The 12,993-nt window shown below is 55.8% G+C and carries 11 protein-coding genes and 1 tRNA gene; 2 read left to right on the top strand and 10 right to left on the bottom strand.

Translation table 11 applies throughout. The features are described 5' to 3' along the window. Positions 1–379: 379 nt before the first annotated feature. The 4 genes from EBA31_RS26165 to EBA31_RS26155 all read right to left on the bottom strand — a co-directional run bounded on the left by EBA31_RS26165 (position 380) and on the right by EBA31_RS26155 (position 3,986). A complete protein-coding gene (locus EBA31_RS26165; RefSeq protein WP_020824701.1) occupies positions 380–1,135 on the bottom strand; it encodes a nucleotidyltransferase domain-containing protein in 756 nt (251 codons plus the stop codon). Between the two features lie 31 nt (positions 1,136–1,166). Continuing rightward, positions 1,167–1,261: transfer RNA gene (locus tag EBA31_RS26865), tRNA-Sec, on the bottom strand. 102 nt (positions 1,262–1,363) lie between these two features. Further along, positions 1,364–2,710 (bottom strand): esterase-like activity of phytase family protein, encoded by a 1,347-nt coding sequence (locus EBA31_RS26160; protein WP_122080526.1) that lies wholly within the window; start codon positions 2,708–2,710, stop codon positions 1,364–1,366. A gap of 76 nt (positions 2,711–2,786) precedes the next feature. Further along, the gene (locus tag EBA31_RS26155) at positions 2,787–3,986 is read right to left on the bottom strand and encodes a cyanate transporter (RefSeq protein WP_020824699.1); all 1,200 of its coding nucleotides are present in this window, start codon (positions 3,984–3,986) and stop codon (positions 2,787–2,789) included. Positions 3,987–4,112: 126 nt separating this feature from the next. Here EBA31_RS26155 and EBA31_RS26150 point away from each other — a divergent pair, with 126 nt between their 5' ends. After that, positions 4,113–4,967 carry a LysR family transcriptional regulator gene (locus tag EBA31_RS26150; RefSeq protein WP_020824698.1) on the top strand — a complete coding sequence of 285 codons (855 nt, stop codon included), beginning with the start codon at positions 4,113–4,115 and terminating at the stop codon, positions 4,965–4,967. 5 nt (positions 4,968–4,972) lie between these two features. Here the strand turns inward: EBA31_RS26150 and EBA31_RS26145 are convergent, their stop codons facing one another. The 6 genes from EBA31_RS26145 to xylF form a co-directional block, all read right to left on the bottom strand. Then, positions 4,973–5,413, bottom strand: a complete 441-nt coding sequence (locus EBA31_RS26145; RefSeq protein ID WP_122080525.1) for a DNA-binding protein — start codon at positions 5,411–5,413, stop codon at positions 4,973–4,975. Then, positions 5,364–5,984, bottom strand: coding sequence for a nucleotidyltransferase domain-containing protein (locus EBA31_RS26140; protein ID WP_122080524.1), 621 nt, complete (start codon positions 5,982–5,984; stop codon positions 5,364–5,366). The genes EBA31_RS26145 and EBA31_RS26140 overlap by 50 nt, the downstream gene beginning before the upstream one ends. Before the next feature lie 67 nt (positions 5,985–6,051). Beyond that, positions 6,052–7,230, bottom strand: a complete 1,179-nt coding sequence (gene xylR / locus EBA31_RS26135) for a D-xylose utilization transcriptional activator XylR (protein ID WP_020824695.1) — start codon at positions 7,228–7,230, stop codon at positions 6,052–6,054. Positions 7,231–7,548: 318 nt separating this feature from the next. Beyond that, complete coding sequence (gene xylH, locus EBA31_RS26130) at positions 7,549–8,733, bottom strand: xylose ABC transporter permease XylH (protein ID WP_122080523.1); 1,185 nt, start codon at positions 8,731–8,733, stop codon at positions 7,549–7,551. Beyond that, positions 8,711–10,252 carry a xylose ABC transporter ATP-binding protein gene (locus tag EBA31_RS26125; RefSeq protein WP_020824693.1) on the bottom strand — a complete coding sequence of 514 codons (1,542 nt, stop codon included), beginning with the start codon at positions 10,250–10,252 and terminating at the stop codon, positions 8,711–8,713. The genes xylH and EBA31_RS26125 overlap by 23 nt, the downstream gene beginning before the upstream one ends. Before the next feature lie 29 nt (positions 10,253–10,281). Then, a complete protein-coding gene (xylF, locus tag EBA31_RS26120; protein WP_020824692.1) occupies positions 10,282–11,277 on the bottom strand; it encodes a D-xylose ABC transporter substrate-binding protein in 996 nt (331 codons plus the stop codon). A 366-nt stretch (positions 11,278–11,643) separates the two neighbouring features. Here xylF and xylA point away from each other — a divergent pair, with 366 nt between their 5' ends. Beyond that, a complete protein-coding gene (xylA, locus tag EBA31_RS26115) occupies positions 11,644–12,963 on the top strand; it encodes a xylose isomerase (RefSeq protein WP_115057926.1) in 1,320 nt (439 codons plus the stop codon). Positions 12,964–12,993: the final 30 nt, after the last annotated feature.

Genomic DNA, 12,993 nt, shown 5'->3' with positions numbered 1-12,993 from the left:
TATCGAAACAAACAATGGCTAAATATCTTTAAATTTAAAAAATCAACTCCAGCATTCACTAATATCAAACTAATGTCTTGTATTTCACTTATGGGATTGAATATCTACAGGAACCTGTAAATATCTTTATTAGCGGTGCTAGGGTAGCGCCGCACTGATTAAGGAAAGATCATGATGACCAGATCCCCCCTTGGTACTACTGCTTCAACAGGGCAAAAATGCCCGGAAAGCGGCGTTTGGAAGGTCGTGGGCACACCATCAACCACCGCCCCCATCGCGAAAGGTAATACCATGCCGCCCTACAATAATAAGGCGGCTACCTGGAAGTTAACCCAGTACGCCTAAGCCTTAAGTTATAAGCCGCCACTTCGGGGCGGCTTTATTGCTGACGTTCAAGCCAACAAAGAAAGTCCATCATTCGCTCGGTAAACTCAGCGTCATTAGCATTATTGATAGCATGTGCCAGCAGATAATCTATTTCTGTAGCCTTATCAGGATGCCGCGCTAATAATTGCTCGGCATAATCATCAAGCGCTATCGGCCAAAACAGGCTATCAGGATCACGCAGCATATTAGTTGCTCTGATCAGCTTTCTGGCCGCTTCGCGTTTGAGTCGTTGCAGCTCAGCAACCCGAGACCCGCCCGAGATTTTCACACCATAATCTTCCAGCACGGTGCGCAGATCGGCATTTACCGCCCGCGCAATACGACGATCTGGCCGGAACAGTGGCAATACGTTGCTTACGTCATTTCCCCAAAGACAGCGGCAATGGTGTTTCAACCAATAGCCCCAGCTATAGCGATTGGCGGGATTTAGCGCTTCATCGAGGGTGCCAATATCAAAATCCACCTTACTGACTATCGTCTGATGTTGCTGGAAATCCTCACGCCATTGCTCAATAAGCGCCAATTCAGCGTCAGTAGCCCGCCGACTCAGCAACAAGGTGATATCCAAATCGGACTCCCCCGGTGTCGCTTGCCCGCGTGCCACACTGCCATAGAGATAAATACAGTGGATCAAGTCGGGGAAATGGCTCGGCAAGCCTGCGACCAACGCTGTCAGCACAGGCGTGAACGCATCCTGCAATGAGAAGTCGGTTACCGTGGGGATAAAGCCATCGCGGCAGAAGGTCATTGGCTGCTCCGAAGGGGTTTACGCTGGAGAGTGGCGGAAGATCACAGGAGTCGAACCTGCCCAGGACCGCTGGCGGCCCCAACCGGATTTGAAGTCCGGCCGCCCCACCGGGGACGAGGATCTTCCTTCGGGAGTCAGAAGCAAGAGCCTGATTATAGCGCAGTTTATCCTTAGCGCTAAGAGGGAAATAGCGGCGGCCCCCGGCAAAAATACCGGAGGCCGGCAGAATTACGGCTTCAACAGATCTTTGACGTCCAGCAGGATAAATTCATTGTCATCCGCCATGTTCGGCTGGCGGCTGGAGGAGAACGGGAAGTTATTGTCGTTACCGACAATAATATGACTGCCGTCCACCACGTCGACGTTTTCAATGGTGAAGAACGGGAAGGTCAGCACACCGTTGTTCAGCGGTTTGCGCGCCAACTTGTTCGGGTCCTGAATGTTCAACAGGTCGATATAAGCCAGTTTATCGACCGGTTTGCCGACGTTGGCATCAGAAAAAGCGATTTTATATACCCGCTTGAACTTCGCCACCTGGCTGAAGCAGTTGTCGGTTGGCGCACCCGCCGCACAAGCTTTGTCCGGCGTACCTTCGCCATTATCACGCTCAATCACCAGGCCATGGGTAGCGTCGATAATATTGAAATCGCCGATGGCGTTCTGATTGTCTTCCAGCACGTACTGCCAGCTGCGGCCAGTCCAGGCCTGCTGTTTCACGTCAAATTCCAGCACCCGCAGGTAACGTTTTCCATCGCGGTTTTCAAACTTTTCGCCATCCCACAGCGCGCCCTCAAGCAACGGGTACAGCTTGCTGCCGTCCGGCGATGCCGCCATGCCCTCAAAACCCTTGGAACGCGCCACCTGGAAGTTCTGTTTGCCATCCGGTGCACCCGGTAGGGTCAGCGTCGGGTTATCCGGCGATTTGACTACCTTGCCCTCCACCTTGGTGTCGAACACCGCCAAAACCTTACCGTCCAGATCGGCCTTGATCAGGTAAGGGCCAAATTCATCGCCGATCCACAGGGCATTGTCGGCGAACTGGAAGCTTTCCGGGTCGAAGTCACTGCCGGTCAGGTAACGCTGGTCGGTGCTCTCATTGACGATATGGAACGGCACTTTCTGGTCAGGATCGTGCAGGAATACCGTTTTCAGCGGCGTCACCGTGCCGTTGTCAAAGTCGATTTTGTAGTGATTGAGGTACAGCATCGCATCCGGTGAGTTGGCTTTGCTGCCGAAGCCGTTGTCGGTCAACACCCAGTAGGTGCCGTCAGGCATGTGCTTGATACCGGAATGGCCCTGAAGGGGTTGGCCCGCGATCGGCAGGCCGATACCGGTCATGCGATCGGCGGATTTTCCCGCCACGCTGCCCAGTTCCGTCACGCGTTTGCCGCTGGTGTACTTACCGCTTTGTTGCAAATCGGTGGGAGCATCCTGTGGCGCCGCAATACTGGATTTTACCGCCAGTATCGCATGCCCGGCCAGCGTCGCAGACACCGGTTGGGCGTCAGCCCACAGGTTACCGCTCAGCGCCATACAGCCAGCCAACAGCGCCAGACGAGTTTTGGTGATGTGCATGTCATGGTTCCCTTTTTGTTGTTATCGCCCAGAAGTAAAAGCAACGTCACTATAGGGAGCCGCAATGACAGAAATATTATTCGGCGAACGCTCGCCGGTAGCTGTGCGGATGGAAGCACCAGGTGATGGCGATAAGCACCACCACCAGCAGTGCGTGAATTTGCCAATCGAGCACAAAGCCACCGCTGTAATCACGCAACAGGCCGGAAATGTACGGCGTCGTACCCGCCAGCAGGAAGCCGATACCCTGCATAAACGCCACCAGTCGCCCCGCCGCCGCCGGGTGCGGAATATGGTCGAGTGCCAGCACCAGACACAGCGGGAATGCACCGCCCAGCCCCAGGCCGGAAAGCAGTACCCACAGCCAAGGCAGCGTTTGCGGCAGGTAGATAAGGCCGATGAAACCTGCCAACTGCATGATCAGCGCCAGCAACAACAGCGGACGGCGGTCCGTAGCGCGCGCCAAGGCGGGCAACAGCAGCGCCCCCACGACCTGGCCGAAGGTCATCAGCGCCAATAGCGACCCGCTGGCCTGCGGCTGCCAGCCGAGCTGCATGTAATAAGGGGGGAGCCAGGCGATCAGGCTGGTGTAGCCGCCATTAATCAAACCGAAATAGGCACCGAGCAACCAGGCGCGACGGCTGCACCATAAGCTCGGTCCGCGAGCAGTACCGGATGGCGTCAGGCGTGCCAAACCTCGGCTGACGGGCCACCAGGCGATCAACGCCACCAGCGCCGGCGCTGCCCACCAGGCCAGCGCGCTATGCCAGTCATGGCCCACACTCATCAGCCAGGGGGTAATCGCCGCCCCCAGCCCACCGCCGCCCATCAGCGCCGCCGACCACAGCCCGGCCACCAACGCCATCTGCTTGAGAAAATGATGCTTGATAATACCGGGCATCACCGCCTGGATAACGCCAATCCCCAGCCCGCCCAGCACTGCACTCAACATCAACTGCGTGCTGCCCGGTGCCAGCTCGCGCCAGGCAGCACCCAGGCCAATGGCCAGCAAACTCAGGACAACGCTGGTGCGTTCACTGAACAAACGGTTGATGGCACCGCCAGCCAACGCCATCAGCCCCATCATCAACACCGGCAAGGTGGTCAGCAGGGCCGCGCCGCCAAAACTCAGCCCGGTAGCCTGGCGCAGCGTCGGCAGCAGCGGGCCAATAGACGTCAGCAACGGCCGCATATTCAAGCCAATCAGCACCAGTACCCACAGCAGGGGATTGAACCAGCGGCGTAAGAAAGGGGGAGCAATAAAATGATTTAACACGGTCTATTCCTGAACTTCCGGGGTGAAGAGTGCGACGTCACAACCTGTACGCCGCAGCGTTGCATTACTCTAGGCAACGCCGCTAGTATTGGGAAATTAAATAATAAAATAGCCAGCAGTGGGAAAATGAATCGCTACCCGATGTTCAATCCGCAGTTATTGCTCAGCTTTGTCGCCGTGTGCGACAGCGGTAGCTTCACCCGCGCCGCGGACCGGGTATTTTTATCGCAGTCCACCGTCAGCCAGCAGGTGCGTCGGTTGGAGGAGATGCTCGGTAAACCGCTGTTTGAGCGCTCCTCTCATCAAGTGTTGCTGACCGAGGAAGGCGTCAAACTGTTGAGCTATGCGCGGCGGATCATCGCACTGAATGAAGAGGCACACGACGCCCTGACCGGTATCTGGCGCGACGGCGTACTGCGGTTGGGGATGCCGGAGGATTTCGCGGCGCCAACTACGGAACTGCTGGCGGAATTCAGCCGGGCGCACCCGCACCTGCGGCTGGACGTCACCAGCGGCCTGAGCGCCGATCTGCACAGCGCCTATGCCCGTGAAGAACTGGACCTTATCCTGGTGAAACAGCGTCGTAGTCAACCTCCGCGCGCCGCCAGGCCGGAGCCGCTACTGTGGCTGGATAGCCTGGCCTTTCCGGCCATCGAACAATCCCCGGTACCGCTGGCGGTGTTCCCGCTCAATGGCCTGTACCGCGATGACCTGTGCCAGGCGTTGGATAACCTTGGCAAGCGCTGGCGCATCGGCTACAGCAGTGCCAGTCTGGCGGCTCTCACCGCCGCATCCGCCGCCGGGTTGGGCGTCACGCTGTTGCCAGCGAGCTGTCGCTTGCCCAGCCACCGGGTGCTCGGCATCGCCGAAGGGTTACCGCCGATCGACAGCATCGAACTGGCGCTGTATTACCGCGACGGTGCCCCCGCCGCCACCCCGGCACTGGCCGAACGGCTGAAGGCGTTTTGCGGATTAGTGTGAACAGGCTATTCCAAAAGATGCGGATGTTTGAGTGACAACCAATCATTAATCGCCAACCACAGTGCCTCGGCTTGTTCCAGGCAGGTGTACACTGCTGCATCCGTCACTAAATCACCTGAGTAATCAGCGATATTGCGTTGTTTTCGCAAAGCATCCAGACAGATCATTGCTTCACGCGAGATACCCAGGGTAAGCGGCAACGATTGAATCATTAGCTGATGATGACCAGGTTTATTTGTCGAAGTCCGAAAACCTTCCGCCTGCAGAGCAGCATTGGCAATTTGCATAACCGCTTTATAGGCCGCATCAAAACGTGTTTCATTGCTAGGCAAAGTGATGCTGGCATCATGCTGGTTACGCGCAGCGGCGGAGAGTAATTTTCTGATGGCGCCCGCGTCAGGTTGTATCGCCTCCAGGCCAAGACCTATCAGGTTGTCTAACGTCATCCTTGCCTCCCAAAATCCTTAGCTGGGGCTTACTCATAATATCCTGAATAAAGGCTGAGTTTTCCGCCAAAGCCATTTGCCACTCTGCCGGCGAGTACAGCTTGGGGTTAATTTCTCGACCCAGTTCCTGCTGTAACGGGTAAAACGCGTTGATCACCTCAGAAAAAGACAAGTGACCGACGATCAGGACGTCTATGTCACTGTCTGCCGTCGCTTTACCACTGGCGATCGAACCAAAAATAAACGCCAGCTCAAGCTCAGCATTAAGCTCGGATAATACCTGCCGCAAACGTGCGGCCACCCCAGAGGTTTTGCGGAAAATCGCTACCAACTCTGCAAAAATCAGGCAGTCGGGGTTAGCGCGATAATAAATCTGCTTCCCTTGGGGCAGTCTTAGCAGAATGCCGCCCAGCGCCAACTTGCTCAACTCTTTATGTAGAGTACCGGCCTGAGTTGCGGTCCGACGCGCAATTTCGCGCACATGAAATGCCTGCTCCGGCTGCATTAGCAGCAGATTTAGCACTTTTCGTCGATATTCACTGAATAAAAGATCGAGCAAAGAGTCGTACATGGTGCTTCTCTATGTAGCCTTATTAGCTACAAATGTAGCCAACAAAGCTACATTAAACAAGCAAGCACTAATACCCGACCTCACCGTAACGCTCGCGGTAATCTTTCGGCGTCATGTCGTAACCCTTCTTGAATACCGAGTAAAAATACTGCAGTGAGGGGTAGCCGCACATCTGCGAAATCTCGTTGATGGTCAATGAAGTTGCCTTTAACAGGTTACAGGCCCGATCCAGCTTTTCCTGATGGATTACATGGTGGATGGTTTCGCCGGTTTCATCTCTGAAGCGTTTTTCAAGATTGGAACGCGACAGCCCTACCGCATCGAGCACCTGTTCGACCTTGATACCCTTACAGGCGTGATGGCGAATATAATGCATGGCCTGGATCACCGCCGGGTCACGCAGCGAGCGAAAGTCGGTGGAACGACGCTCGATCACCTTCACCGGCGGCACCAGAATACGTTGCAGCGGCAGCTCACGACGATCGAGCAACTGATGCAGCAGCTTGGCGGCACGGTAGCCCATCTGGCGGGTGCCCTGCGCCACGGAAGACAGCGCCACCCGCGACAGGTAGCGCGTCAGCTCTTCATTGTCGATGCCGATGACGCATAGCTTTTCGGGCACCGCAATGTCCAGATGTTCGCAAACCTGCAGCAGATGGCGTGCCCGGGCATCAGTCACGGCGATGATGCCGGTCTGCTGCGGCAGCGTCTGTACCCAGTCCGCCAGCCGGTTCTGGGCGTATTGCCAATTCTCCGGCGCAGTGGCCATGCCCTGATAGACCACGCCCTGATACTGCTCCAGCGCCACCCGCTGACGGAAAGCATGTTCACGCTCTTGCGCCCAACGTTTACCGCCTTCGCTCGGCAAGCCGTAGAAGGCAAAGCGATTAATGCCCTTTTCCTTCAGGTGGCTGAACGCCGCCTCAACCAACGCCTGATTATCCGTGGCGATGTAATGCACCGGCGGGTAATCCTCATCACGATGATAAGAGCCGCCCACACCGACGATCGGCACCCTGACGTTATGCAGCAAATGTTCGATTTCACGGTCGTCGAAATCGGCAATCACCCCATCGCCCAGCCAGTCCTTGATGTTGTCGATGCGGCAACGAAAATCCTCTTCGATAAAGATGTCCCAATCGCACTGTGAAGCCTGTAAATACTCACCAACGCCCTCAACCACCTGGCGGTCATACACTTTATTGGCGTTGAACAGCAACGTAATGCGAAAGCGCTTTTCGAACATGCGGTATCCCCAGTAACCCCCAGTGAAGGTAGGGGGCGAATAAATTCGCCCCAATTAAGGCGGGCGCAGCATGCAGCGCCCCTACCCTGTCTGGGGATGGCGAGTGAGTCGCCTGGCTGCAACTTGAAACTACAGGGTATTCTCTGCGAGAGCAGCAAGCATCACCTCATAACTGTGACCGCGGGCGCTATATCCAAAATAATTGGAGTCGTATCAAGGCGGCAAAGGAACTCATTCCGATGAGCTTACTAAAGTAAGTGATTCGGGTGAGTGAGTGTAGCCAACACAGATGCAGCTTCAAGTATGAAGGATATATTCTTATGCCCGGCGCTTGGTGGCGGAATCCATCCACACCGCCAGCAGCAAAATGGCCCCCTTGACGATGTACTGCCAGAAAGTCGGTACGTCCAACATGCTCATGCCGTTATCCAGCGAGGCCATGATAAACGCCCCCATCACCGCCCCGGCCACACTGCCTATGCCTCCGGCCAGGCTGGTGCCGCCAATCACGCAGGCAGCGATGGCGTCCAGCTCGGCAATATTCCCCGCCGAAGGCGAACCGGCGCCCAGCCGCGAACTGAGGATCAGACCGGCAATCGCCACCATCAGACCGTTGATGGCAAACACCGCCAGTTTGGTGCGCTCGACGTTGACGCCCGACAGGCGCGCAGCGTCAATATTGCCGCCGATGGCGTAAATCCGACGGCCAAAGGCGGTGCGGGTGGCCATAAATATCCCCGCCAGCATCAGCGCGGTCAGGATCAGCACCGGCGTAGGCACCCCGCGATAGTCGTTGAGCAAATAGATTGCGCCGAGTACCAGCAGCGCCAAAATGCTCTGCCGGGTTACGTCACCGGTCGGCGTGGCTACCGGCAACCCCAGCTGTACGCGTCGACTGCGCCGCCGCCATTGCCAGGCCACAAACAGCATCAGCCCCACCGCACCGATACCGAAACCCAGCCCACCCGGTAAATAGCTCTGACCGATTTGTGACATGGCGCTGCTGGTCGGTGCCACCGTGGTGCCATTGGTGATACCGATCAGGATGCCGCGAAAGGCCAACATCCCCGCCAGAGTGACGATAAACGAAGGGACTTTGCGATAGGCAACCCACCAGCCGTTCCAGGCCCCCAACAGCAGACCGGCCACCAGCGTCACCACGATGGTCAGCGGCAACGGCCAACCGAACCAGACGTCAAAAATCGCCGCCGCGCCGCCCAGCAGCCCCATCATCGAACCGACCGACAGATCGATTTCCGCCGAAACGATCACGAACACCATTCCGACTGCCAAAATGCCGGTGATCGCCGTCTGGCGCAGCAGGTTGGAGATATTACGCGCGCTGAGATAGGCCCCTTCGGTGGTAAAGGTAAAGAACAGCATAATGACGACTACCGCCGCCAACATTACAAACACCTGCAAATTGATGGATTTCAGCTTCACCGTCGTTTTTTTCTCCACCCTTGCCGCTACCAACGCTTCAGACTGCGTGTTTTTCGACATCTGTTTCACTCCTCAAAGCGGCTTCCATCACCTGTTCCTGGGTCAAACCGCGGTTGATCAACGAAGCCTTGATGCGCCCCTGGTGCATCACCAACACCCGATCGCTTAATCCCAGCACTTCCGGCAACTCGGAAGAAACCACGATCACCGCAATCCCCTGCTGTACCAGTTGATTGATTAATTTATAGATTTCTTGTTTTGCACCAATGTCGATGCCGCGCGTCGGCTCATCCAGAATCAGGATTTTCGGCTTCAACAGCAGACACTTGGCCAGAATCGCCTTCTGTTGATTGCCCCCGCTCAAGCGGGCGATGGCCAGTTCTGGCGAGGAGGTTTTCACCCTCAGCTGCGCCAGCGACTGGCGGATGGTTGCCTGTTCATGGGCGTCGTCGATCACCGTCAGCATGCCGCTGAAATCACTCAGCGCCGCCAGCGTCATATTGGCCCCGACGCCCATCACGGGGACGATGCCATCACGCTTGCGGTCTTCCGGCACCATGGCAATGCCGTAGCGCATCGCCTGACGGCAGTTGTTGATAGTGGCCGGCTGACCATTGAGGGTAATGCTGCCCTGCCAACGACCAGGGTAGACGCCGAACAGGCACTGCATGGTTTCGGTACGCCCTGAGCCGACCAGCCCGGCAACGCCGAGTATTTCGCCGCGCCGCAGGCTGAAAGAGACATCGTCCACTCGGCGAACCTGACGGTTAACCGGATGCCAGGCGGTCAGGTTATCCACCTGCAGGATCACCTCGCCTATCTCATGCTGTTGTTGCGGATACAGCTCGGTCAGCTCTCGCCCCACCATCATGGCGATAATGTCGTCCTCACTCATTTCCGCCGCCGGACCGGTGCCGATGTGCTTGCCATCGCGGATCACGCAGATCAGATCCGAGATCGCCTTCACCTCGTTCAACTTGTGCGAAATGTAGATACAGGCAATACCGTGATCGCGCAGATCCCCGATGATCGCCAGCAGCGTGGCGGTTTCACTTTCCGTCAGCGAAGCCGTAGGTTCATCCAATACCAGTAGCCGAACCTGTTTGTTCAGCGCCTTGGCGATCTCCACCAGTTGCTGCTGCCCCAACCCGAGTTCGCCAATCGGCGTATTGGGATCCACCTCCAGTTTGACCTGCGCCAGCATACGTCGGCAGCGCAGGTACATGGCGTCATAATCCATCACCCCGTAGCGGCGCCATTCATTGCCGAGAAACATGTTTTCCAGCACCGTCATCTGCTTTACCAGCGCCAGCTCCTGGTGAATGATGGCAATACCTTTCTGCTCGGTGTCGCGAATATTTTTCGCCGTCAATAAATCGTCAGAGAAATAAATATCTCCCTGATAACTGCCGTGTGGATATATTCCGCACAGCACTTTCATCAGGGTGGATTTTCCCGAACCGTTCTCACCACACAGCGATAATACCTGGCCAGCTTCCAGTTTCAGGCTGACATTATCCACCGCCTTAACCGCACCGAACTGCATGGTGATATTTTTCATTTCTAATAGGTTGGGCATTATTCCCTCCACATTACCGGCTTTCGGAATTATTGAATGTCGGCTTTTTTGTGGAAACCGTCGGCAATAATAGTGCTGTCGATATTCGCTTTATCCACCGGGATCGGCGTTAATAACCAGGAGGGCACTTCTTTGCTGCCGTTATTTAAGCTGGCGTTGGTTTTCGGCTGTTCGCCCTTGCCCAGCTGCACGGCAATGCCCGCAGCCTCATCGGCCAGTTTGCTGATTGGCTTATAGACCGTCATGGTCTGGGTACCGGCGACGATACGCTTCACCGCCGCCAGATCGGCGTCCTGGCCGGAAATGGCCACTTTGCCCGCCAGGCCCTGTGCGGCAAGCGCCTGAATTGCGCCGCCGGCGGTGGCATCGTTAGAAGCCACCACCGCGTCAATCTTGTTATTGTTGGCGGTCAGCGCATTTTCCATGATTTTCAATGCGTTTTCCGGCAGCCATCCATCAACCCACTGATCGCCCACAACCTTGATTTTCCCGCCGTCGATCAGCGGTTGCAGCACCTTCATCTGGCCCTGGCGGAACAGCTTGGCGTTGTTATCCACCGGCGAGCCGCCCATCAGGAAATAATTGCCCTGCGGTACCCGCTGCACCAGGCTTTGCGCCTGCAATTCGCCGACCTTTTCATTATCAAAGGAGATGTAGAAATCGATGTCCGCGTTATTGATCATGCGGTCGTAAGCCAGGACCTTAATGCCTTCCCGTTTGGCTTCGCTGATGACGTTGCTCAGCACCTGGCCGTTATAAGGAATAATCACCAGCACGTCGACGCCGCGGTTGATCATATTTTCGATCTGCGCCATTTGGGTTTCTTCATTGCCGTTAGCGGATTGGACAAACACGTCTGCCCCCAGCGACTTGGCTTTGCTGACGAAGATATCGCGGTCTTTTTGCCAGCGCTCCAGGCGCAGGTCATCGATCGCCATGCCGATTTTGACTTCTTTGCTGAACGCCGGTTGGCTGGCCAGCGCCAGCAGCGCGCAGACAGAAAGGAACACAGGTTTAAATTTCATCTTATATACCTTTGTTATTTAAAGCATAAGGAAGGTAATTGAAATAGGCCGATTACACAGCTTCGAGCAGATTGTTGTCGCTTATTTATACTTCGGCAATTACTGATTTTTACCGGCCAATTACGATTTTTGGTTTAATGTTATTTTTATGATGGCGGTCATGCTTTCACGCTGTAAAACAGCACATCGACAAATAAAAATGAAAGAAGCCTTAAATAAAGCACGGTTAAACCCTTATTATGGGATCTGCCGCACATTTAATAATTCTGTGAATTTAAGTGTGAAATAACGTAATTGAGCCGTCTGCCGCAAACTCCGAAGATAAAGCCATCCCGTAACTCGGGCATTGCTACCCAGGAGTCGATAATGCAACCTTATTTTGATCAGCTTGAGCAAGTGCGCTACGAAGGCCCAACCAGCAATAACCCCCTGGCCTTTCATCACTACAATCCGGATGAACTGGTGCTTGGCAAGCGCATGGCGGAACATCTGCGTTTCGCCGCCTGTTACTGGCATACCTTCTGCTGGAACGGCGCGGACATGTTCGGCGTCGGTGCCTTCGATCGTCCCTGGCAGCAGCCGGGCGACGCGCTGGCGCTGGCCAAACGCAAAGCCGACGTGGCGTTCGAGTTCTTCCACAAGCTGAACGTACCTTACTACTGCTTCCATGACGTAGACGTCTCACCGGAAGGTGCCTCGCTGAAAGAGTATCTGCACAACTTTGCGGTAATGACCGACGTGCTGGAAGAAAAGCAGCACAGCAGCGGCGTGAAACTGCTGTGGGGCACCGCCAACTGTTTTACCCATCCGCGTTATGGCGCCGGGGCCGCCACCAACCCGGATCCGGAAATCTTCAGTTGGGCAGCCACCCAGGTGTTCACCGCCATGAACGCCACCCAGCGCCTGGGCGGTGAAAACTACGTGCTGTGGGGCGGGCGTGAAGGCTATGAGACCTTGCTCAATACCGATTTGCGCCAGGAACGTGAGCAAATTGGCCGCTTTATGCAGATGGTGGTGGAGCATAAACACAAAACCGGTTTCCAGGGCACCCTGCTGATTGAGCCCAAACCGCAGGAACCGACCAAACATCAGTACGACTACGACGTCGCCACCGTCTATGGTTTCCTTAAGCAGTTCGGCCTGGAAAAAGAGATCAAGGTGAATATCGAAGCCAACCACGCCACGCTGGCAGGCCATTCGTTCCACCATGAAATCGCCACCGCCATTGCGCTGGGCATTTTCGGCTCTGTCGATGCCAACCGGGGTGACCCACAGCTGGGCTGGGATACCGACCAATTCCCGATCAGCGTAGAAGAGAACGCGCTGGTGATGTTCGAAATTCTCAACGCCGGGGGATTCACCACCGGTGGGTTGAACTTCGATGCCAAAGTCCGCCGTCAAAGCACCGACAAGTACGATCTGTTCTATGGCCATATTGGCGCCATGGATACTATGGCACTGGCACTGAAGGTCGCGGCAAAAATGGTGACTGACGGCCAGTTGCATCAGCAGGTAGCGAAACGCTATGCCGGCTGGAATGGTGAATTGGGCCAGCAAATTTTGCAGGGCAAACTGTCGCTCGAAGCCTTGGCGCAGTACGCTGAAGGCCATGCACTGGCGCCGCAGCACGTCAGCGGCCGTCAGGAACAGCTCGAAAACCTGATGAACCGCTATCTGTTCGGCTAACCGATCGCGCGGCACACGCCGCGCCTTTAA

Source organism: Serratia sp. P2ACOL2 (assembly GCF_003691565.1).
In the GTDB taxonomy this organism is placed as follows: Bacteria; Pseudomonadota; Gammaproteobacteria; order Enterobacterales; family Enterobacteriaceae; genus Serratia; species Serratia liquefaciens.
This window is presented reverse-complemented; position numbering and strand designations above follow the sequence as displayed.